Annotated in this window: 17 protein-coding genes; 11 read left to right on the top strand and 6 right to left on the bottom strand. The window is 59.8% G+C overall.

What is annotated here, in order from left to right:
• Positions 1-28 precede the first annotated feature (28 nt).
• The 4 genes from KYK33_RS18920 to galE form a co-directional block, all read right to left on the bottom strand.
• Positions 29-997 (bottom strand): galactose-1-epimerase, encoded by a 969-nt coding sequence (locus KYK33_RS18920; protein ID WP_224431500.1) that lies wholly within the window; start codon positions 995-997, stop codon positions 29-31.
• Positions 994-2,145 carry a galactokinase gene (galK, locus tag KYK33_RS18915; protein ID WP_224431499.1) on the bottom strand — a complete coding sequence of 384 codons (1,152 nt, stop codon included), beginning with the start codon at positions 2,143-2,145 and terminating at the stop codon, positions 994-996. The genes KYK33_RS18920 and galK overlap by 4 nt, the downstream gene beginning before the upstream one ends.
• Complete coding sequence (locus tag KYK33_RS18910; protein ID WP_224433057.1) at positions 2,142-3,188, bottom strand: UDP-glucose--hexose-1-phosphate uridylyltransferase; 1,047 nt, start codon at positions 3,186-3,188, stop codon at positions 2,142-2,144. The genes galK and KYK33_RS18910 overlap by 4 nt, the downstream gene beginning before the upstream one ends.
• An 85-nt stretch (positions 3,189-3,273) precedes the next feature.
• Positions 3,274-4,287, bottom strand: a complete 1,014-nt coding sequence (galE, locus tag KYK33_RS18905) for a UDP-glucose 4-epimerase GalE (protein ID WP_224431498.1) — start codon at positions 4,285-4,287, stop codon at positions 3,274-3,276.
• Positions 4,288-4,491: 204 nt separating this feature from the next.
• On the opposite strand from galE, the gene KYK33_RS18900 reads away from it, so the two are divergent.
• From KYK33_RS18900 to KYK33_RS18870, 7 genes are all read left to right on the top strand, one after another.
• Positions 4,492-5,496 carry a substrate-binding domain-containing protein gene (locus tag KYK33_RS18900; protein WP_042042586.1) on the top strand — a complete coding sequence of 335 codons (1,005 nt, stop codon included), beginning with the start codon at positions 4,492-4,494 and terminating at the stop codon, positions 5,494-5,496.
• Between the two features lie 293 nt (positions 5,497-5,789).
• Complete coding sequence (locus tag KYK33_RS18895) at positions 5,790-8,852, top strand: beta-galactosidase (RefSeq protein ID WP_224431497.1); 3,063 nt, start codon at positions 5,790-5,792, stop codon at positions 8,850-8,852.
• A gap of 235 nt (positions 8,853-9,087) precedes the next feature.
• Positions 9,088-10,074, top strand: a complete 987-nt coding sequence (gene mglB / locus KYK33_RS18890) for a galactose/glucose ABC transporter substrate-binding protein MglB (protein WP_224431496.1) — start codon at positions 9,088-9,090, stop codon at positions 10,072-10,074.
• Positions 10,075-10,126: 52 nt separating this feature from the next.
• Complete coding sequence (gene mglA, locus KYK33_RS18885; protein ID WP_224431495.1) at positions 10,127-11,647, top strand: galactose/methyl galactoside ABC transporter ATP-binding protein MglA; 1,521 nt, start codon at positions 10,127-10,129, stop codon at positions 11,645-11,647.
• Positions 11,648-11,663: 16 nt separating this feature from the next.
• A complete protein-coding gene (gene mglC, locus KYK33_RS18880) occupies positions 11,664-12,674 on the top strand; it encodes a galactose/methyl galactoside ABC transporter permease MglC (protein ID WP_224431494.1) in 1,011 nt (336 codons plus the stop codon).
• 55 nt (positions 12,675-12,729) lie between these two features.
• Positions 12,730-14,463, top strand: a complete 1,734-nt coding sequence (locus KYK33_RS18875; RefSeq protein WP_224431493.1) for a methyl-accepting chemotaxis protein — start codon at positions 12,730-12,732, stop codon at positions 14,461-14,463.
• Positions 14,464-15,149: 686 nt separating this feature from the next.
• Positions 15,150-15,308, top strand: coding sequence for a hypothetical protein (locus KYK33_RS18870; protein WP_224431492.1), 159 nt, complete (start codon positions 15,150-15,152; stop codon positions 15,306-15,308).
• Positions 15,309-15,430: 122 nt separating this feature from the next.
• On the opposite strand, the gene KYK33_RS18865 is transcribed toward KYK33_RS18870, so the two are convergent.
• Positions 15,431-15,607 (bottom strand): hypothetical protein, encoded by a 177-nt coding sequence (locus tag KYK33_RS18865; RefSeq protein ID WP_198135285.1) that lies wholly within the window; start codon positions 15,605-15,607, stop codon positions 15,431-15,433.
• Positions 15,608-16,382: 775 nt separating this feature from the next.
• Here KYK33_RS18865 and arcA point away from each other — a divergent pair.
• From arcA to KYK33_RS18845, 4 genes are all read left to right on the top strand, one after another.
• Entirely contained in the window at positions 16,383-17,603 is a 1,221-nt protein-coding gene (gene arcA, locus KYK33_RS18860; RefSeq protein WP_224431491.1) for an arginine deiminase, read from the top strand.
• Between the two features lie 62 nt (positions 17,604-17,665).
• The gene (arcC, locus tag KYK33_RS18855) at positions 17,666-18,592 is read left to right on the top strand and encodes a carbamate kinase (protein WP_224431490.1); all 927 of its coding nucleotides are present in this window, start codon (positions 17,666-17,668) and stop codon (positions 18,590-18,592) included.
• 82 nt (positions 18,593-18,674) lie between these two features.
• Entirely contained in the window at positions 18,675-19,679 is a 1,005-nt protein-coding gene (gene argF / locus KYK33_RS18850) for an ornithine carbamoyltransferase (RefSeq protein ID WP_224431489.1), read from the top strand.
• A 119-nt stretch (positions 19,680-19,798) separates the two neighbouring features.
• Positions 19,799-21,205, top strand: coding sequence for a YfcC family protein (locus KYK33_RS18845; RefSeq protein WP_224431488.1), 1,407 nt, complete (start codon positions 19,799-19,801; stop codon positions 21,203-21,205).
• 188 nt (positions 21,206-21,393) lie between these two features.
• Here the strand turns inward: KYK33_RS18845 and KYK33_RS18840 are convergent, their stop codons facing one another.
• Positions 21,394-21,885: an arginine repressor gene (locus KYK33_RS18840; RefSeq protein ID WP_224431487.1), complete on the bottom strand. Its 492-nt coding sequence runs from the start codon at positions 21,883-21,885 to the stop codon at positions 21,394-21,396.
• Positions 21,886-21,972 lie beyond the last annotated feature (87 nt).

Below are 21,972 nucleotides of genomic sequence, written 5' to 3'. Positions count from 1 at the left end.
CTCGCTGACCGCTCAAACCCGTGCTGGTTCAGCGAGGCTCAAAGCGGTAGCGGGTGAGGTGGTGATAGCGCTGACCCGGCAGCAGCCAGGGATCCCCCAGCTCGGGTCTGTTCGGGCTGTCCGGCAGCTGCTGGGCCTCCAGGCAGAGGCCGTCGTAATCCTGATAGCGCTGCCCGTCACGACCCAGGGTCTTGGCCAGCCAGTTGCCGGTGTAGAGCTGCAGCGAGGGCTGATTGGTATGCACCTCCATCGCCAGCTGTCCGTCACCCGAGACCAGCAGGGCGGCCCATTCCGATGGTGGCCCATTGAGCAGGAAAGCGTGATCGTAGCCCTTGGCCTGACGTTGCTGGGGGTGGCTCAGCCACTCATCCCCAAGGAGGCGACCGCCACGAAGATCGAAGGGGCCCTCGACAGCGTGGGGCGCCAAGGGCAGGCCGCTGGCATCCGTGGCGAGGAAGCGGTCCGCCTTCAGGGTGAGCTTGTGATGACGCACATCCCCCCCCCCATCGAGGTTGAAGTAGGCGTGACTGGTCAGGCTGACCGGGGTCGGCGCATCGGTACTGGCCCAGCACTCCACCACCAGATCCCGCTCCTCGAGCCGGTATTCCAGCGCCACCCTGAGGTTGCCGGGAAAGCCCTGATCCCTATCCGGGGAGAACAGGCTGAGCCGCACCCGGCTGGCCTCCAGGGTTTCAATCTGCCAGGGTTGGCGATGAAAACCCCCCGCCCCCCCATGGAGGGTGTGGGGAGGCTGATTGGCATCCAATGGCCAGCATTGGCCGTCTCGCGCAAGGGTTGCGCCCCCGATACGGTTGGCAAAACGTCCCGCCACCGCCCCCAGCCACACCTGCTGGGTCGGATAGTCGGCGTCGGAGCAGCCGAGCAGCAGCTCTCGCCTCATCCCACCAACCGGCAGGCTCAGGGAGCTCAGGGTGGCACCAACATCGAGGCCGCGTAGCCGCAGCCCGCACTCATTTTCCAGCTCGAAGGATCTCACAGCCGACCCGCTCCGGCGCTGGCGCGGCAGACATAGCTGTCGGCCTGCAGGCCAAAACGGGCGGGATATTCGACGTCGATGGCGGCGATCACCTCATTCAAGCGCTCCGGGCGCAGCAGGGCGACCACGCAACCCCCGAAGCCACCGCCGGTCATGCGTACCCCGCCTTCGCTGCCAATCTTTGCCTTGATGATCTCCACCAGGCCATCGATGGGGGGCACTGTGATTTCGAAGTCATCGCGCATGGCGGCATGGGACTGCGCCATCAGTTCGCCGAGGCGTACCAGATCCCCTGAGGCGAGCGCCTCGGCGGCGGCCAGGGTGCGGCCATTCTCGCCGACGATGTGGCGGGCACGGCGATAGCAGGCCTCGTCCAGTCCGGTCTTGTTCGCCTCCAGGGTGGCGGCATCGAGGTCGCGCAGCGCCTTGACGCCGTAGTGACGGGCCGCGGCCTCGCACTGCTGGCGGCGCAGGTTGTATTCGCTGTCCACCAGGCCACGGCGCACGTTGGAGTTGATGATGAGCACAGCGAGATCCATCGGCATGGGGATGAGCCGACTCTCCAGGCTGCGGCAATCGAGCAGCAGGGCATGGTCCGGCTTGGCGCAGGCCGAGATCATCTGATCCATGATGCCGCAGTTGCAGCCGACAAACTGGTTCTCCGCCTGCTGACCGTTGAGGGCGATCTCGGCCTGGCTGATGTCGAGGTTCAGCGCCTCCTTGAAGGCCTGACCGATGGCCACCTCCAGGGAGGCGGAGGAGGAGAGCCCGGCCCCCTGGGGCACATTGCCGGAGACCACCAGATCCAGGCCGCGCAGGGGCTGGCCCCGCGCTTGCAGGTACTTCACCACGCCACGGATATAGTCGCTCCAGCGCTGGTCCGGGTGGTGCTCGATGGGAGCATCCAGGGAGAACTCGTCGTGCTCCTCCCCGTAGTCGGCGGCGATGACCCGCACCCTGGCATCCTGGCGCAGGCCGATGGCGACGCAGGTCTCGTAATCGATGGCGCAGGGCAGCACGAAACCGTCGTTATAGTCGGTGTGCTCGCCGATGAGGTTGACCCGACCGGGCGCGCGGATCATCAGGTCGGCGGCCCGGCCAAACACCTTGTGGAAGAGGGTGCTGGCCCTGTGGCTGGGGTGATTCATGGGGTGGATCCTCGCATCTTGTAGTGGATGGGGCTCAAGGTACGCAGTCGCTCGGCGGCCTGCTCCGGGGTGAGATCGCGCTGGGTCTCGGCCAGCATCTCGAAGCCCACCATGAACTTGCGCACAGTGGCAGAGCGCAGCAGGGGCGGGTAGAAGTGGGCATGAAGCTGCCAGGCCTCTGGGCAAGTCGAGTGCGGCGGCGCGAAGTGCCAGCCCATGGAGTAGGGAAAACTGCATTCGAACAGGTTGTCGTAGCGGCTGGTGAGCTCCTTGAGCGCCACCGCCAGATCCTCTTGCTGCTCCCGGGTGAGATCCAGCAGGGAGGGCACATGGGCCTTGGGCAGCAACAGGGTTTCGAACGGCCAGGCGGCCCAGAAGGGGACCACCGCCAGCCAGTGTTCGCTCTCCACCACGATGCGGGATCTATCTTTCAGTTCCCGTTCCACATAGTCGAGCAGCAGGGGGCGGCCATGCTCGGCCAGCCACTGCTGCTGGCGCTCCTGCTCCCTGGCTATCTCGTTGGGCAGAAAATCGCTGCCCCAGATCTGACCATGGGGATGAGGGTTGGAGCAGCCCATGACGGCGCCCTTGTTTTCAAAGACTTGCACCCAATCCCACTGCTGGGAGAGCTCGGCCACCTGGTCGCGCCAGGTCTGGATCACCGCCTCTATCTCGGGCAGGGCCAGCTCGGGCAGGGTCTTGCCGTGATCCGGCGAGAAGCAGATGACCCGGCTGGTGCCACGGACCGCCTCCAGTTGCAGCAGCGGATCCTGGCCCTCCTGCGCAGCCGGGGTGTCCTGCATCAGGGCGGCAAAGTCGTTGGTGAAGACGAAGGTGTCGCTGTAGTCGGGGTTCTTGTCGCCACTGACACGGGTATTGCCGGCGCAGAGAAAACAGTCGGGATCATGGGCGTGGCTCGGCGCCTCGCTTATCTTCTCAATCTGGCCCTGCCAGGGGCGCTTGGCCCTGTGGGGGGAGACCAGCACATACTGGCCGGTCAGGGGATTGAAGCGGCGGTGGGGGTGATCCAGGGGATCGAACATCATCACACCTCGTGACTGTCTGTCATGGAAAGGGAGGCTATGGCACCGGGCCGTAGCGAGCGGGTAGCGGCGGTCAGCAAGCGGCTCATTGGTCATAACCCTGGGGGTTGAGGGATTGCCAGCGCCAGCTGTCGGCGCACATGGCCGGGAGATCCCGGGTGGCATGCCAGCCCAGCTCACGTTCGGCCTTGGCGGGATCGGCCCAGCACTCGGCGATGTCTCCCGGGCGCCTTGGTTCCAAGGCGTAGGGAACAGGTCGGCCGCATGCCTGCTCGAATGCCTGAACCATTTGCAATACGCTCTGGGGCTGGCCCGTTCCCAGGTTATAGGCGTGAACGCCGGGGCGACTGACGCAGTGTTGCAGCGCCTTGACGTGGCCCTCTGCGAGATCCATCACATGGATATAGTCGCGAACACCTGTGCCATCCAGGGTGGGGTAATCGTTACCAAATACCGATAATTGCGGGCGTCTGCCGATGGCCACCTGAGTCAAAAAGGGCATGAGATTGTTGGGCATGCCCTGGGGATCCTCCCCCATGGTGCCGGATTCATGGGCACCAACCGGATTGAAATAACGCAGTTGCGTCATGCTCCACTGGGGTTCGGCGGCCTGCAGATCCTCGAGGATCTGCTCGATGATCAGCTTGGATCTGCCATAGGGGTTGGTGGCCGAGCGGGGGAACTCCTCGCGGATCGGCACGCTGGCCGGATCGCCATAGACAGTAGCCGAGGAGCTGAATACCAGGTTGTGCACCTGGGCCCGCGCCATGGCCTGTAGCAAATCCAAGGTACCGGCGACATTGTTCTGGTAATAGGCCAGCGGGATCCGGGTCGATTCACCGACGGCCTTGAGCGCGGCAAAGTGGATGACGGCGCCAATCTCATGCTCGGTGAAGATGCGATCCTGCAGGGCGGAATCCCTGATATCCCCTTGATAAAAAACAGGCTTCTGACCAGAAATGGTGGCGATGCGATCCAGCACGGCCAGCTTGCTGTTGCAGAGATTATCCAGGATCAGCGGTGTGATACCCGCGGCCTGCAGTGCGAGGCAAGTGTGGCTGCCTATGTAGCCGCAACCGCCTGTGACCAATACCTTCATCCCTTGTCTCCGGTAAAGGGGGTGTGGATCAGGAGTCTAGCCGAGCCTCTGATGGCTAAACTGTGAGCGGGTTAACAATATTGTGTAAACGATTACACTCTTTTGTTTATAGCCGACTCGGGGGCAGTGCGCTTTTCCCCTGTTATCAAAGGGATTGCTGGTTATAATGGCCCGGTCGCGGTCAGTGAAAAGAGTGAAAACAGCATGAGCACCATCAAGGATGTCGCCCGTCTTGCCAATGTCTCGGTGGCAACGGTTTCACGGGTGATGAACAACTCTCCCAAGGCGAGTGCCACCTCGCGCGCCCTGGTCCAGCAGGCCATGGCGGAGCTGGGTTACACCCCCAACGCCAACGCGCGGGCCCTGGTCAGCCGTACCTGTGACACCATGGGAGTGGTGGTCAATGATGTGGCCGATCCCTTCTTCGGCGCCCTGATCAAGGGGGTGTCCGGGGTCGCCGTGGAGCGGGGCTTGCACCTGCTGATGGGTAATGGTTTTCACAATGCGGAGCAGGAGCGGGGCGCCATCGAGCTGCTGATCGGCAAACGCTGTGAGGCCCTGGTGGTTCACAGCAAGGTGCTCAGTGACGAAGTGCTGATTGATTACGCCATGCGAGTACCAGGCATGGTATTGATTAATAGAGATATTCCCGCCTTGAAGGGGCGCTGTATCTCCCTCAACAACAGCTTGGGGGCCGCCACCGCCACGCGCCATCTGCTGGAGCTGGGTCATCGCCGTATTGGCTTCCTCGGCTCGGATCACGCCATCGAAGATGCCAGCTCCCGGTTGCAGGGCTATCGCGACGCCCTGAGCGATGCGGGGGTGGTGGCAGATGCCGAACTGGTGGAGTGTGGCACCCCCAATGAAGAGGGGGGAGAGCGCGCCATGCTCAATCTGCTCGCCAAGGGGCTGAAGGTGACCGCTCTGGTGGCCTACAACGACGCCATGGCGGCCGGCGCCATCTCCGTGTTGGCCGATAACGGCTTCAAGGTGCCGGAGGAGGTCTCCGTGGTCGGCTTCGATGACATCATCTACGCCAGATACCTGAGACCCAAACTCTCTACCATGCGCTACCCCATCGAGCTCATGGCGGCCCAGGCGGCCAAGTTGGCGCTGCAGCTGGCCGCAGGTGAAGGTGAGGCGCAACAGAGCCGCATCTATACGCCGACCCTGATCAATCGTCACTCGGTCGCCCCCCTGCGCAGTTAAATCCCCACCTTGGCCTCGTTTAGACAGCAGACCCGCCTGATGGCGGGTCTGCTGTTTCTGGCATATTCAGTGATGCCACCGTGGCAGGAGGTTGAGGGATCCGCGGCCAGCTCCCCCGATCGACGGGACAATGCGGGTTGCTCGCATGATGGCTATTGTGACTCTCACCCCGCATTATCCTGGCCTTATCTATCGAAGTGTAATCGTTTACATCTTTGTGAGGCAGATCGCCGTTTCCCCATAAAAACTTCACTACACTGCAGCTGTTTTCCGAATAATCAGGGAGAGGAAACATGCTCAGGGAGATTCTGGCGCGCCGAGACTGGCAGAACCAAGGGGTAACCTCGGTCAATCGCCTGGCGACGCATACCCCCCTCGCCAGTTGGCGCGACGAAGAGGCGGCACGTGCCGATCTGCCCTCCGACTCCCGCTTGCTGCTCGACGGCGACTGGCACTTCTCCTTCTTCGAGACTCCCGAGCGGGTACCCGAACAGTGGGTTCAGCAGGATCTGGCCGATGCCTGCCTCATCCGGGTGCCCGGCAACTGGCAGCTAGATGGTGCCTATCCGGGCACACGGCCGCAGACCGATGGCCCCATCTACACCAATATCAAGTACCCCTTCCCCTGTGATCCCCCTCGGGTGCCAAGCCAGAATCCGACCGGTTGCTACTCTCGCAACCTGCATTTACCCGCCAATTGGCTGGCTGCGGGACAGACGCGCATCATCCTGGATGGCGTCAGCAGCGCCTGCCATCTGTTTTGCAACGGCCACTGGGTCGGTTATTCCCAGGACAGCCGCCTGCCCGCCGAGTTCGACCTGACCCCTTGTCTGCGCGAGGGGGAGAACCGGATAGCCCTGTTGGTGCTGCGCTGGTCCGATGGTTCTTATCTCGAGGATCAGGACATGTGGTGGCTTTCCGGCATCTTCCGCTCGGTCACGCTGCTTCATAAGCCTGAGCGCCACATCGCCGATCTGCGTATCACCCCGCTGCTCGATGCCTGCTACCGGGATGCGCGGCTCACGCTGGCGGTGCGGGTGGCGGGTGGCGCCGGCCTGAGTCTGAGAGCCACCCTCTATCAGGGTGATCAGCCGGTGACCAGTCTGGCGCAGGGAGTGGGCACGGCCATCATCGATGAGAAAGGGAGCTTTGAGGACCATGCCGAACTGATCTTGAAGGTGGACAATCCCGCCAAGTGGAGCGCCGAGACCCCGCACCTCTATCGTCTGACCCTGACCCTGCTCGATGAGCGGGGTACCCCCATAGAGAGCGAGGCCCATGATGTGGGCTTTCGGGCGGTGGAGATCCAGGGCGGCCTGCTGCGGCTCAACGGTCAGCCCTTGCTGATCCGTGGCGCCAATCGTCATGAGCATGATCCCGCCCGGGGTCATGCCATCGATGTGGCCAGCATGGCGCGGGATCTGACCCTGATGAAGCAGCACAACTTCAACGCGGTGCGCTGTGCCCATTACCCCAACCATCCCGAATTCTACCGGCTCTGTGACAGGCTGGGTCTCTATGTGGTGGATGAGGCCAATCTGGAGACCCACGGCATGAGTCCCATGGGCCGCCTGGCGCAGGATCCTGACTGGAGCGGGGCCTTTTTGGAACGGGTCACCCGGCTGGTCGCGCGCGATTTCAACCACCCCAGCATCATCATCTGGTCCCTGGGCAATGAGTCCGGCTATGGGGCGGCCCACGATGCCATGTATGCCTGGGTCAAGCGGGCAGACCCGAGCCGACCGGTCCAGTACGAGGGGGGCGGTGCCGACACCCCGGCCACCGACATCATCTGCCCCATGTATGCCCGTACCCATCAGGATCAACCCTTCCCGGCGGTGCCCAAGTGGGCGCTGACCAAGTGGATCGGCCTGCCTGGCGAGCAGCGGCCGCTGATCCTGTGCGAATACGCTCACGCCATGGGCAACAGCCTGGGTGGCTTCGCCGAATATTGGCGGGCATTTCGTGACCATCCTCGCCTGCAGGGTGGCTTTGTCTGGGATTGGGTCGATCAGGGACTCGACAAGTTGACCGAGGATGGCCGCCATTTCTGGGCCTATGGCGGTGATTTTGGCGATCTGCAAAACGATCGCCAGTTCTGCATCAACGGCTTGCTGTTCCCGGACAGGACGCCCCATCCCGCATTGTTCGAGGCCAAGCGGGCCCAGCAGCCGTTCCGCTTCGAGCTGCTGTCACACAGCCCTCTGGTGGTACGCATCGAGAGCGAGCTGCTGTTTCGCGTGACGGATAACGAGCGGCTACGTTGGCGGTTGTGCGAGCAAGGGGTGGTGCTGCAAGAGGGTGAATGCCCACTCACCTTGGCGCCTCAGGCGGCGCTGACCCTGACCCTGCTGCCCACTCTGCCTGCTTTCGCTGCCGGCACGCTGGCCTGGCTGGATCTCTGCATCGAGCAAGTGAATGCCACCCCCTGGTCAGCCCCGGATCATGACGTAGGGCGCCAGCAGTTTTCCCTGCCGACCCCTCTCGCACTCCCTCAACCCCGGACATCGGCTCGATTGATGGAGCAGGCTGAGAGTTGGCACGTGCTGGCCGGTGAGAGCCAATGGTGTCTGGACAAGGAGAGTGGCCGCATCACGGGTTGGCGCAAGGGTGGCCGTGAGCGTCTCCTCGGGGAGCTGGCGGATCACTTCTACCGTGCGCCACTGGATAACGACATCGGCACCAGCGAGGCGGATCATCAGGATCCCCACTCCTGGATTGCTCGCTGGCAACAGGCCGGGCTCGGTGAGCTGAGCCACCGTTGCCTGGGGATAACGCGAGTGGGGGAGGCCAGCCTGCTGGTGGAGCATGGCTACTTCGTCGGCGAGCAACTGAAGATCCTGACTCACTGGCGCCACGACTTCGAGGCAGGCGGCGCCATGAGGCTTGCCATCGACGCCCTGGTGAGTGATGACTTCCCCTCCTTGCCCCGGATTGGCGCCAGCCTCTGGCTGGCGGAGACAGTCGACAGTATCGAGTGGCTGGGCCGTGGCCCTCATGAGAACTATCCGGATCGCTGTCTGAGCGCGGATCTCGGTCGTTGGCAACTGCCCATTGCCGCGCTGCACACCCCCTATATTTTCCCCACCGACAATGGCCTGCGTACTCAGGTTCGGGAGTTGCAGCTCGCCGACCTCAGGGTCGAGGGGGAGTTTCACTTCAGCATCAGTCCCTACCGTCAGTCGCAGCTGACCGAGGCCCGCCATCAGACCGACCTGATTGCAGAGGGGGGTCTGCACCTGTGCCTCGATGGTTTCTATATGGGGATCGGGGGGGATGACTCCTGGAGCCAGAGCGTGCGCCCTGAATATTGGCTGACACCGGGGAGATACTATTGGAACTCTCTACTAAGCTGACTTCGGCGACAGAAGCTGACATTTACCCCAGTGACAGAAAGGTTCAAACAGGCCTCAAGTTAATATAACCATTTGTTTTATATCAAACAAATCACAATGTAACAGAGTGTAAACGTTTTCATTTTGTCGTCAGGATCACAGATTAAATGACAACAACCTGATTACATTAGACTTACACCAGCTCGATTGGTGTACAGCTTTCCTACAAAACAGATAGACACACCGGAGCATAACAATGAGAAAAATCACGACAGTTGCCGCCCTGCTGATGGGACTGACGGCAGGCGCCACCGCCCACGCTGAAACCCGTATCGGGGTTACCGTCTATAAGTACGACGATAACTTCATGGCAGTTGTTCGCAAGGCGATCGAGAAGGAAGCGGCGGCGACCCCGAGTGTGGAACTGCTGATGAATGACTCCCAGAATGACCAGTCCAAGCAGAACGACCAGATCGACGTGCTGCTGGCCAAGGGCGTCAAGGCCCTGGCGATCAACCTGGTCGATCCGGCCGCAGCCCCTGTCGTGATTGAGAAGGCCCGTGGCGAAGAGATCCCGGTTGTGTTCTACAACAAGGAACCGAGTGCCGCCGATCTGGCCAGCTATGACAAGGCCTACTACGTGGGCACCGACTCCAAGGAGTCAGGCATCATCCAGGGTCAGCTGATCGCCAAACACTGGAAAGCTCACCCTGAGTGGGACTTGAACAAAGATGGCGTCATCCAGTTCGTACTGCTCAAGGGCGAGCCGGGCCACCCGGATGCGGAAGCCCGTACCACCTACGTCATCAAGACCCTGAACGATGGCGGCCTCAAGACCGATCAACTGCACATGGATACCGGTATGTGGGATACCGCCATGGCCAAAGACAAGATGGATGCCTGGATCTCCGGCCCCAACGCCAACAAGATCGAAGTGGTCATCGCCAACAACGACGGCATGGCAATGGGCGCTGTTGAATCCCTGAAAGCCCAGGGCAAGAGCGCCATCCCGGTGTTCGGCGTCGATGCCCTGCCGGAAGCCCTGGCTATGGTCAAGAGCGGTGCCATGGCAGGTACAGTGCTGAACGATGCGGCCAACCAGGCGAAAGCCACCTTCGATCTGACCAAGAATCTGGCGGAAGGCAAACCGGCCGGGGAAGGTACCAAGTGGAACATCGTCGACAAGGTCGTCCGTGTTGCCTACGTGGGTGTAGATAAAGACAACCTGTCTCAATTCGAGTAATCCCCCCTCCAGGGCAAGGGAGATCCCCTTGCCCTTTTTTCAACCAGATGTGATGGCTGATATGACAACACAGCAACAATCAGAATGGCTGTTGGAGATGATTGACGTCAGTAAGAGTTTTCCTGGCGTCAAGGCACTCGATAATGTCAATTTACGGGTCCGTCCTCATTCTGTGCATGCGTTGATGGGCGAGAACGGGGCAGGGAAATCCACGCTGCTCAAATGCCTGTTCGGCATCTATGAGAAAGATCAGGGCAAGATCTTCTTCAAGGGACAAGAGATCAACTTCACCTCCTCCAAAGAGGCGTTGGAGAATGGCGTTTCCATGGTGCACCAGGAGTTGAACCTGGTATTGCAACGCACCGTGATGGACAACATGTGGCTCGGCCGCTACCCCACCAAGGGTTGGTTCGTCGATCACAACAAGATGTACCAGGACACCAAACACATTTTTGACGAGCTGGATATCGACATCGATCCCCGGGTCAAAGTGGGCACCCTGTCGGTGTCCCAGATGCAGATGATCGAGATCGCCAAGGCATTCTCCTACGATGCCAAGATTGTCATCATGGATGAGCCGACCTCCTCCCTGACCGAGAAAGAGGTCAACCACCTCTTCAAGATCATCAACAAGCTGAAAGAGAAGGGCTGCGGCATCGTCTACATCTCCCACAAGATGGAGGAGATCTTCCAGCTATGTGACGAGATCACCATATTGCGGGATGGCCAATGGGTGGCGACTCAACCGCTCAAGGGCATGACCATGGATCAGATCATCGGCATGATGGTTGGCCGTGAATTGACTCAGCGCTTCCCGGAAAAAACCAACCAGCCGAAAGAGGTGATCCTCGAGGTCGAGCACCTGACGGCCAAGAACCAACCCTCCATTCAAGACGTGACCTTCAACCTGCACAAGGGCGAGATCCTCGGTATCGCCGGGCTGGTGGGGGCCAAGCGCACCGACATCGTCGAGACCCTGTTCGGGATCCGCGACCACAGCGAAGGGGTCATCAAGCTTCATGGCAAGCAAGTGGCGAACCATACGGCCCACGAGGCCATCTTGAACGGTTTCGCTCTGGTGACGGAGGAGCGCCGCTCCACCGGTATCTATTCGCGCCTCGATATCGCCTTCAACTCCCTGATCGCCAACATGGACAGCTACAAGGGCTCCATGGGGCTGCTCAGCAACAAAAAGATGAAGAGCGACACCCAATGGGTCATCGACTCCATGCGGGTCAAGACCCCGACCCAACAGACGCAGATCGGCTCCCTGTCCGGCGGCAACCAGCAGAAGGTCATCATCGGCCGCTGGCTGCTGACTCAACCGGAAATTCTGATGCTGGATGAGCCGACTCGCGGCATTGATGTGGGCGCCAAGTTCGAGATCTATCAACTCATCCTGGAGCTGGCCAAGAAGGACAAGGGCATCATCATTATCTCGTCAGAGATGCCTGAGCTGCTGGGGATCACAGACCGCATCATGGTCATGAGCAATGGCCGGGTCGCCGGGATCGTCAATACCAAAGAGACTGACCAGAGCGAGATATTGCGCCTGGCATCTTTGTACCTCTAGAGACAGGAAGATATTTATGGAGTCGGCTAAAAATTTCAATCTGATGCAGGCGCTCAAAGAGAACGGCATCTATGTGGTGTTGATGGTGCTGCTCATGATCATCGTGATCAAGGAGCCATCCTTCCTGAGCCTCACCAACCTCAGCAACATCCTGACCCAGTCTTCGGTGCGGGTCATCATAGCGCTGGGTGTGGCAGGTATCATCATCACCCAGGGCACCGACTTGTCGGCGGGTCGCCAAGTGGGCCTGGCGGCGCTGATCGCGGCCACCATGCTGCAGTCGCTGACCAACGTCAACAAGGTGTTCCCCGCCCTGGGGGAGGTGCCCATTCCCATGGTGATCCTGCTGGTCTGTGCCGTGGGTGCCCTGATAGGTCTCGTCAATGGCCTGATCGTGGCCTACCTGAACGTGACGCCCTTCATCACCACCCTGGGCACCATGATCATCGTCTACGGCATCAACTCGCTGTACTTCGATTCCGTGGGCGCCTCGCCGGTGGCGGGCTTTGACCCCCGCTTCTCCAGTTTTGCCCAGGGGTTCATCAGGATAGGCAGCTTCAAGCTCTCCTATCTCACCTTCTATGCGGCCATCGCCAGCGTCTTCGTCTGGGTGTTGTGGAACAAGACCCGCTTTGGCAAAAACATCTTCGCCATCGGCGGCAACCCCGAAGCCGCCAAGGTGTCCGGCGTCAACGTGGCCGTCAACCTGGTGATGATCTATGCCCTGGCCGGTGTCTTCTACGCCTTCGGCGGCATGCTGGAAGCGGGTCGGGTCGGCAGCGCCACCAACAACCTCGGCTTCATGTATGAGCTCGATGCCATCGCGGCCTGCGTGGTGGGCGGTGTCTCCTTTGCCGGTGGTGTGGGCACGGTTGCCGGGGTGATCACCGGGGTGCTCATCTTCACCCTGATCAACTACGGCCTGACCTATATCGGCGTCAGCCCTTATTGGCAGTTCATCATCAAGGGCGGCATCATCATATTGGCGGTGGCGTTGGATTCGATGAAATACGCCAAGAAGAAGTAAGCAGATTGGCAGCTAGAAAACGCAGGTTCGCCCTGCGTTTTCTTTTGGAGGTACCATGGCTTTTAAGATCAAGATATATGCGCTCCTGCTTCTGGCCATTTTGATCACGGTCGCCACCTCCTGGGTGAGCGTCAATCACTTCATCAGCGGTTACATCCGTGACCAGGCAAGCCACAACATCGATGAGCAGATCACCCTGGTCAAAGAGAAGCTGGCGGGGGACATCAATCAGAAGATAGTGCTGGCGGCCAACCTCAACTTCGGGGTGACCAACGTCAAGAAGACCCTGGAGGAGACGGGGTTCCTCAACATCGTCAAGGTGATTGGGGACATGGCCTTCGACACCAACGGCGTCATCAAGGAGCCGGCCCGGGTCGAGGCGCTGCGCCAGCTGATCCCCCAGGCCCGCAATCAGATCCAGGTGAGCGGTTTGCAACAGATAGAGGGCAAGCCTGCCATCTCCATCCTGGTGCCGCGCGGTGATGATTCTGCCTACATCTATTACCTCGACATGAGTGAGTTCAGCGCCCTGCTGCAGAAGATGAGTGGCGAAGGACGTCACTTCGAACTGGCCGATAGCCAGGGGCAGCTGCTCTATAGCGACAAACCGGATGGCGAGTCCCTCCCCAAGCTGCATGAGCTGGACATTCGCGGTCAGCCATGGCGACTGACCGGCTTCGTCGACCAGGCCTACATCCGGGCCATGACCCAGGCCATCAACGGCAAGATCACCCTGGCTCTGCTGGGGGTGGCTCTGGTGGTGATGGTGCTGGCTATGGTGGCGTTCAACCTGGCTTATAGACCTATTTTGTCCTTGAAGGGATTGGTGCTGGCCCTCTCCGAGGGGAATGGGGATCTGACCCGGCGTTTACAGGTGACAAGCCATGATGATCTCGGCCAGATCTCGGCGGGCATCAATCGCTTCATCGCCCAGCTGCAGGAGATGATGCAGGAGGTGAGCCAGGCCAGCGGTCAGTTGCATAGCGAGATAGGGGGACTGACCGGGCAAACCCAGGCAGCTCAACGGCTGCTGGCAACCCATGTCAGCGAGACGGAACAGGTCGTCACGGCAGTCAACGAGATGAGCGCCACCGCCGTCTCAGTCTCCCGTAGCGCCGCCGATACTGCCACGCTCACTCGCCAGAGCGAACAGCTTGCCAATGCCTCACGGGCGGTGGTGGATGATGCCATGCGCAGCGTCATGGCCCTGGTGGACGAGGTGGAAGCGACCTCGGGTTCGGTACAAGCCATGCAGCAAGAGGTGCAGCAGATTGGCTCTGTCTTGGGCGTCATCGGCAGCATTGCCGAGCAGACGAATTTATTGGCGCTCAATGCCGCCATTGAAGCGGCGCGTGCCGGCGAGCAGGGGCGGGGATTTGCGGTGGTGGCCGATGAGGTTCGCTCCCTGGCGGCACGCACTCAACAGAGCACGGCAGAGATACAGGCCATGCTGACCCGTTTGCAGCGCGGCAGCAGTGGGGTGGTTGAGGCCATGTCCATGACAAGGCAACGCTGCCAGAGCGCCGCCGAGAACACGACACGGGTCAATGAGTCTCTGGATACGATGATGGGCGAGGTGGTGGAGATCAATGGCCTCATCACTCATATCGCCACTGCCGCTGAGCAGCAGAGTGCCGTCGCCGAGGAGATCAATCGCAACATGAGTGCCATCGCCGAGGTGATCCGCCAACTGAAGGGTAATGGTGAGGCGACGGTGGCAAGCTCGGGGGCCATGAAGCAGACTTATGACCGGCTGGGCCGGATAGTGGCGCACTTTCGTCTGGCGTAGCCAGAGGGGAGATAAGCAGAAGAGTGAGTATGAATCACGGAGTGATGAGCGGGGTGGCGAAAGCCGCCCTTTACTATTGATGCGGGGAGCTTATGGAAAAAATCCAAAAAAGATGGGGGCGACTTGCGTCGCCCCCGATAGTCTTATCGTTCATATCCGTGAACGAAGTTGCTCCCTGCAATCCCTGACTATACCTCTTCCTTTAGGTTTCCCCTTCCCAATCCTTTGGGGTGTCCTTTAGCCATCATGGCCTGACGAGTCATCCATTCCCGTCGCACTTTCTCCATCCTGGGAGGTGTCCTTTACCACATCCTGTGGTGAGTCCATTTGCCCAACCCTGGCAGCCAATCTTCCTGATTGACTTCAACTGCGTCCGTGCAGGAGTAACTATAAGGATTTTCGACTGCCTCACAACGCCATCTTGAAAAACGTTTTAGCTGGTCGCCTTGTCATTCATGTTGCGTTGTATTTTTTCGATTATAAATCAATTGATTATAATTTATTTATGCTGTTTATAAGATCTATCAATCCGATTATACCTGTCCAGAAATGGGCCTATTGCTCACGCATTCAATGGCGAATATCTCACAACTTCTTCAAGCCAGTCTCAGTCGGGCTCACTCGAATGGATTAAGCCACAGGTTCTGCATCTGTTGGTGCGGGTGATGACGTCGGGAGCAGCTGCCATGGCGGCATGGGTTGTGGGGCTTGGCGCCCGGATTCTTGTTCAGGATACCGGGGTGAACCGCCAGGCAAGTTTCAGCAAGGTGCCTCTCAAGACGGGGAAGGCGAGCGATGCAGCCCGTGCCATGCCGGTCACCATGGTGACAGGAGGCGAGGGGTAGCCGTCGGGGGACGCAGGGCGCTCTGGCAGCGAATGGCAGGGCAGGCGCGTAACGATCGGATATGGCTATTGGGGGATGGGGAGAAGATGCAAGGGAAGGCTCGCCTTCCCTTGCATTGCAGCTTAGTAGTGTTGAGTGCCACCGCGCCAGATGCAGACATATTCGGGTACCAGCATTTGCGGCATGTTGTCGACATGGCATACCACCAGCGGCATGGCGGGGGCACCGTCTGCCTGAGCCAGGGTTGGCGTCATGGGCAGAACCAGTGCGGCAAGTAGAAGCAGGGGTTTGATGTTCATGGAGCTCTCCTTGATGACATTTATGACGGAAGCGTTAACGTCATATGGATACCGTTGTGATCCGGATCACTTTTCTAGTTAAGTTGAGCAAACCCCCACTGCAAGGATTTGTCATAAATTCAACTAATGAAAAAAGTTTCAAAATAGTGGAAGTCGATGTCATGGGAGGGACAAGCCGCAAGATGCGGTTTTATTGCATAGTCAGCCGGACAGCCCCATTTCTCTTGGGGCCAGCAGCCCTTCCCCCACTATCCTGAGTCCCTTGCTTTGATCCAGAACAATAAAATATCTATGCACGAAATCGTAGGGAGATGACTTTTTATCTCGCTGAGTTCCCCGCAATGGCGAGTGAAAAATTCAAACTCTTGCATATAAAGCCAGTCATGGCTGAGCGTCACAGTTAAGTTGTTGTATTAATTTAATTAAAATTGTATTTGGTACTTATGTAATATGAGTTTACCCCATGGCAACCTGGCCGAGAAAAGGAATAAAAGCGTATGGAAATGAATGATTATGCGAAGCATCCAGGGGCTTAATTGCTGGTTATGTCGGTGGGGTCAAATAAATGCGCTGCATTTTATTCAGCTATGGCTCGATGTGATCTAAGTCTGGTTTTTCATGTTTTTACAGACCTAATCTCTACCTCGAAAGGCAGAGGCAGGATAGAACATAAGCCGAGTACCCTACAAAAAGAATATCCCGCCTTGGCCATGAGAAAGAATAGAAGGAGTCTATTCAATCACTCGCATGGACCCCAGAAAGACGGAATATAACCATGAGCAAATTTTATGTAGGTTCTGAAGTTGGCCAACTGCGTCGTGTCATGTTGCATCGCCCCAATCTCAGTCTCAAGCGTCTGACCCCTTCCAACTGTCAGGACCTGCTGTTTGACGATGTCCTCTCTGTTGAGCGGGCTGGCGAGGAGCATGACAAGTTCGCCCAAGTGCTGCGCGATCAGAATGTCGAAGTCTTCCTGCTGACCAACCTGCTGGCCGAAACCCTGGATGTGCCAGAAGCCAAAGCCTGGCTGCTGCAACATCAGGTCTCCGATTATCGCCTCGGCACCGCCCTGGCCAATGACGTGCGCTGCTTCCTGGCTGACATGCCGCACCGCGAGCTGGCCCGCATCCTCTCCGGCGGCCTGACCTACTCAGAGATGCCCTTCAGCGGCGTCAACATGGTAGTGGGCATGCACGCTCCGACCGACTTCATCATAGAGCCGCTGCCCAACCACCTCTTCACCCGTGATACCTCCTGCTGGGTTTACGGTGGCGTCTCCATCAACCCCATGGCCAAGGCCGCCCGTCGCCGCGAAACCAACCATGTGAAGGCCATCTACCGCTGGCACCCGCAGTTTGCCGGTCAGGACTTCATCAAGTACTTCGGTGACGAGGATCGTGACTACGACAACTCCACCATCGAAGGGGGTGACGTCCTGGTCATCGGCCGTGGCGCCGTGCTCATCGGCATGTCCGAGCGCACCACGCCGCAAGGGGTGGAGCACCTGGCCCGCGGCCTGTTCAAGCACGGTCAGGCCAAACAGGTCATCGCCATGCAACTGCCGAAACACCGCAGCTGCATGCACCTGGATACCGTCATGACCCACATGGACATAGACACCTTCTCCGTCTATCCGGAGGTCATCCGCAAGGATGTGAACTGCTGGAGTCTGACTCCGGGCGGCGCCACCGGCATGAACATCAAGGAAGAGGGTTACTTCGTCACCGCCATCGAGAAGGCGCTGGGCGTGGATCAGCTCAAGCTCATCACCACAGGTGGTGACAGCTTCGAGGCCGAGCGCGAGCAGTGGAACGACGCCAACAACGTGCTGACAGTGCGTCCCGGCGTGGTGGTGGGTTACGAGCGCAACACCTACACCAACGAGAAGTACGACAAGGCCGGCATCACAGTGCTGCCCATCCCGGGTGAAGAGCTGGGACGTGGCCGCGGCGGCGCCCGCTGCATGAGCTGCCCGATGGAACGTGACGGCATCTGACAAGACGGCGTGGCGCCGGCAGAGGCTGGCGCCACCTACCCCAAGATTCGAGAGTAACACTCATGAAAAAACCAACTGTCGTCGTCGCCCTGGGGGGCAATGCCCTGCTCCGTCGCGGCGAACCCCTTGAAGCGGATATCCAGCGCAAGAACATCGCCACCGCCGCCAAGACCATCGCCCGGATCGCCGAGGAGTACAACGTGGTACTGGTGCACGGCAACGGCCCGCAGGTCGGTCTGCTGGCCCTGCAAAACAGCGCCTATACCAAGGTCTCCCCCTATCCCCTGGATGTGCTGGGCGCCGAGACCCAGGGCATGATCGGCTACATGCTGATCCAGGAGCTGAAAAACCTGATGCCGAGTCGCAACGTCACCGCGCTGCTGACCCAGGTGCAGGTCGACCCGCAAGATCCGGCCTTCGCCAATCCGACCAAGTTCATCGGTCCCGTCTATGAAGAAGCCGAAGCCCGCGCCCTGGCGGTCGAGAAGCAGTGGAGCGTCAAGGCCGACGGCAAGTTCTTCCGCCGCGTGGTGCCGTCCCCGCTGCCCCAGCGCATCGTCGAAGGCGATGCCATCGAGACCCTGATTGCCCAGGGGCACCTCATCATCTGTACCGGTGGTGGCGGCATTCCGGTGACCTGGGATGGCCAGCGTCTGACCGGCATCGAAGCCGTCATCGACAAAGACATGTCTGCCGCCTACCTGGCCAAGCAGATCAAGGCCGACGCCCTGCTGATCCTGACCGACGCCGATGCCGTCTACCTGGATTGGGGCAAGCCGACCCAGCACCCGCTGCGGGTCACCAGCCCGGCCGAGCTGGCTGGCGTCCAGTTCGATGCCGGCTCCATGGGGCCGAAGATCGAGGCGTCCTGTGAATTTGTCAAAGCGACCGGCGGCATGGTCGGGATCGGTTCCCTGGAAGATGGTCTGGCCATCCTCAGGGGCGAGGCGGGCACCAATATCGTCGCCACCCATACCGTGAATGCCTGAGTAACCGAACAACTTTGTACTGTGTATGCGTAGTCAATAACACTGCCCAAATTGGTCTGAACAAATATAGAGAGAACTCATCATGGCTTTTAATCTGCGTAACCGTAACTTCCTGAAACTGCTGGACTTCACCCCGCGCGAAATCCAATACATGATCGACCTGGCCATCGACCTGAAGAAGGCCAAATACGGTGGCTATGAGCGCAAGCATCTAAGCGGAAAAAATATTGCCCTGATCTTCGAGAAGACCTCCACCCGCACCCGTTGTGCCTTCGAAGTCGCGGCCTTCGACCAGGGCGCCCAGGTTTCCTACCTTGGCCCAAGCGGTTCCCAGATCGGCCACAAGGAGTCCATGAAGGACACCGCTCGTGTGCTGGGCCGCATGTATGACGGCATCGAATACCGTGGCTACGGCCAGGAGATCGTCGAAGAGCTGGGCGCCCATGCCGGCGTCCCGGTCTGGAACGGCCTGACCAACGAATTCCACCCGACCCAGATCCTGGCGGACTTCATGACCATGCTGGAGCACGGCAAGGACAAGCGCCTGGATCAGATCAAGTTCGCCTACCTGGGTGACGCCCGCAACAACATGGGTAACTCCCTGATGGTCGGTGCCGCCAAGATGGGCATGGACATCCGCCTGGTTGCCCCCAAAGCCTTCTGGCCAGAAGAAGCGCTGGTCGCCCAGTGCCGCCAGATCGCCGAAGAGACAGGTGCCCGCATTCACCTGACCGAAGACGTGAAAGAGGGTGTGCTGGGTACCGACTTCCTCTACACAGACGTCTGGGTCTCCATGGGTGAAGCGAAAGAAGCCTGGGATCAACGGGTGAAACTGATGACTCCCTATCAGATCAACATGGACGTCATCAACGCCACCAAGAACCCGGATGTGAAGTTCATGCACTGCCTGCCGGCGTTCCACAACGATGAGACCACCATGGGCAAGGAAGTGGCTGACAAATATGGCATGAAGGGTCTGGAAGTGACCGAGGACGTGTTCGAATCCGAGCACAGCATAGTCTTCGACGAGGCCGAAAACCGGATGCACACCATCAAGGCAGTGATGGTTGCTACGCTGGGCGACTAAGGTCGCCGGTGGTACCGGGGGGAAACCCCCGGTTTTTCAACCATGTGACGGCGGCATAACACCTCTAACCCTACGACCCGCAGATACATGGATACCGCACCACAGAAGGAAGCTGGACCATGACCAAATTCAAGTTCCCGTCAGCCTACACCATATTGTTTGTGCTGATCGCCCTGGTGGCCGCCCTGAGCTGGGTAGTGCCGGCCGGCAAATACGACATGGTAATGAATGAAGCCCTCGGCAAAGAAGTGCCGGTGGCCGGCACCTACAAGCTGGTAGAGGCCAATCCCCAGGGCATCGTCGACGTGCTGCTGGCACCCATCGACGGCCTCTACAACCACGATACCTATGAGGCTGGCGCCATCGACGTCTCCCTCTTCATCCTGATCATCGGCGGCTTCCTTGGCATAGTGACCAAGACCGGCGCCATCGATGCCGGTATCGAGCGCGTCACCGATCGTCTGCGTGGCCGCGAGGAGTGGATGATCCCGATCCTGATGGCGCTGTTCGCCGCAGGGGGCACCATCTACGGCATGGCGGAAGAGTCGCTGCCCTTCTACACCCTGCTGGTGCCCGTGATGATGGCCGCCCGCTTCGACCCCGTGGTCGCCGCCGCGACCGTGTTGCTCGGCGCCGGTATAGGGACGCTCGGCTCCACCATAAACCCGTTCGCCACCGTGATTGCCGCCAACGCGGCCGGCATCTCCTTCACCGACGGCATCTGGCTGCGGGTCGCCATGCTGGTGGCCGGCTGGCTGCTGTGCGTGGCTTACGTGATGCGTTACGCCAAGATGGTGCGCAACGACCCCAGCAAGTCCCTGGTGGCCGACAAGTGGGATGAGAACCGTGCCCACTTCCTCGGCAACAAGAGTGACGAGATGCTGGAGTTCACCCTGACCCGCAAGATAGTGCTGGGTATCTTCGTGGCCTCCTTCGCAGTGATGATCTACGGGGTGGCCGTGCTCGGCTGGTGGATGGCGCAGATCTCCGGCGTCTTCCTGGCCGCCGCCATCATAGTCGGTGTGATCTCTCGCATGAGCGAGGAGGAGCTGACCTCCAACTTCATCGACGGTGCCCGTGACCTGCTCGGTGTGGCCCTCATCATTGGTATCGCCCGCGGTATCGTGGTGGTGATGGACAACGGCATGATCACCCACACCATCTTGAACAGTGCGGAAGGGATCGTCACCGGCCTCTCCACAGTGGTGTTCATCAACGTGATGTTCGTGCTGGAAGTGGTGCTCTCCTTCCTGGTGCCGTCCTCCTCCGGCCTGGCGGTGCTGACCATGCCGATCATGGCTCCCCTTGCCGACTTCGCCAACGTGGGTCGCGAGCTGGTGGTCACTGCCTACCAGTCTGCCTCCGGCCTGGTGAACCTGGTGACCCCGACCTCCGCCGTGGTCATGGGTGGCCTGGCCATCGCCAAGGTGCCTTATGTGCGCTGGCTGAAGTGGGTGGCGCCGCTGCTCGGCATCCTGACCGTGCTGATCGTGGTCTGCCTGAGCCTGGGGGCCATGCTGTCCTAAGCCTTACCCTTGTGATGAAACGGGAGCCGCTGGCTCCCGTTTTTTATGGCTGGAAAAAGTGGCTGGCCATTTGCCGTGGAGCAATTTGGGCGGCGTGGGGGAAAACGGCAGAGGCGGGTGATGATACGAGCGGCGCTCAGGCAAGAAAAAGGCGACCCAGAGGTCGCCTTGCTGCATTCGGGGCTGGTTTAGCGCGCCTGGGCCAGGGTGCGCAGCACGGCTTCATGAGCCTGATGGGTGCGACTGATGTGGCGCGGGGCGACCAGCACCACATCATTGCCCGCGACGGCGCCCAGGATCTCGGGATTCGCATGACGATCCAGCAGTCGAGCCACCACGGTGGCGGCGCCCGGGGTGGTGTGGATCAGCACCAGCTGGCGGTTATGGTCGACGGAGCGCACCATGTCGTGCACAGAACGGCTGCAACCGGCAGGCTCCAGTTGATCCTCCACTAGCGTGTAAATCTTCTTGCCGCTGGCATTCTGGGCCTTGGCCACGCCGAGACGGCGCAGCAGCCGGGAGATGGTGGACTGGCTGATGTCGGTGAAGCCCTGCTTGGCAAGCTCGTGGCGGATCTCTTCCTGGGTGCTGAAGCAGTGCTGGCCTATGATGCGGCGGCAGGCATCGAGCTGAGCCGTGTCTGTTTCCTGCTCCAACGGGTGGAAATGGGTCTTGACCAAGATGGATGTCCTTTGCCCTTTTCATCAGTGAGATCTATGCCAGGGCGTGACAACACTGGTGAGATCGACTGACAAGAAAGTATCGGG

The organism is Aeromonas rivuli (genome assembly GCF_020149575.1).
Classification (GTDB): Bacteria; Pseudomonadota; Gammaproteobacteria; order Enterobacterales; family Aeromonadaceae; genus Aeromonas; species Aeromonas rivuli.
This window is presented reverse-complemented; position numbering and strand designations above follow the sequence as displayed.

Excerpts from the sequence above, each read along its gene's own strand:
- KYK33_RS18870 (WP_224431492.1), top strand. The coding sequence starts at position 15,150 with ATGGCGGCATGGGTTGTGGGGCTTGGCGCCCGGATTCTTGTTCAGGAT.
- argF (WP_224431489.1), top strand. The coding sequence starts at position 18,675 with ATGGCTTTTAATCTGCGTAACCGTAACTTCCTGAAACTGCTGGACTTC.
- mglA (WP_224431495.1), top strand. The coding sequence starts at position 10,127 with ATGGCTGATATGACAACACAGCAACAATCAGAATGGCTGTTGGAGATG.
- KYK33_RS18910 (WP_224433057.1), bottom strand. The coding sequence starts at position 3,188 with ATGTTCGATCCCCTGGATCACCCCCACCGCCGCTTCAATCCCCTGACC.
- KYK33_RS18900 (WP_042042586.1), top strand. The coding sequence starts at position 4,492 with ATGAGCACCATCAAGGATGTCGCCCGTCTTGCCAATGTCTCGGTGGCA.
- KYK33_RS18845 (WP_224431488.1), top strand. The coding sequence starts at position 19,799 with ATGACCAAATTCAAGTTCCCGTCAGCCTACACCATATTGTTTGTGCTG.
- arcC (WP_224431490.1), top strand. The coding sequence starts at position 17,666 with ATGAAAAAACCAACTGTCGTCGTCGCCCTGGGGGGCAATGCCCTGCTC.
- KYK33_RS18895 (WP_224431497.1), top strand. The coding sequence starts at position 5,790 with ATGCTCAGGGAGATTCTGGCGCGCCGAGACTGGCAGAACCAAGGGGTA.
- galK (WP_224431499.1), bottom strand. The coding sequence starts at position 2,145 with ATGAATCACCCCAGCCACAGGGCCAGCACCCTCTTCCACAAGGTGTTT.
- mglB (WP_224431496.1), top strand. The coding sequence starts at position 9,088 with ATGAGAAAAATCACGACAGTTGCCGCCCTGCTGATGGGACTGACGGCA.
- arcA (WP_224431491.1), top strand. The coding sequence starts at position 16,383 with ATGAGCAAATTTTATGTAGGTTCTGAAGTTGGCCAACTGCGTCGTGTC.
- KYK33_RS18875 (WP_224431493.1), top strand. The coding sequence starts at position 12,730 with ATGGCTTTTAAGATCAAGATATATGCGCTCCTGCTTCTGGCCATTTTG.
- mglC (WP_224431494.1), top strand. The coding sequence starts at position 11,664 with ATGGAGTCGGCTAAAAATTTCAATCTGATGCAGGCGCTCAAAGAGAAC.
- galE (WP_224431498.1), bottom strand. The coding sequence starts at position 4,287 with ATGAAGGTATTGGTCACAGGCGGTTGCGGCTACATAGGCAGCCACACT.
- KYK33_RS18865 (WP_198135285.1), bottom strand. The coding sequence starts at position 15,607 with ATGAACATCAAACCCCTGCTTCTACTTGCCGCACTGGTTCTGCCCATG.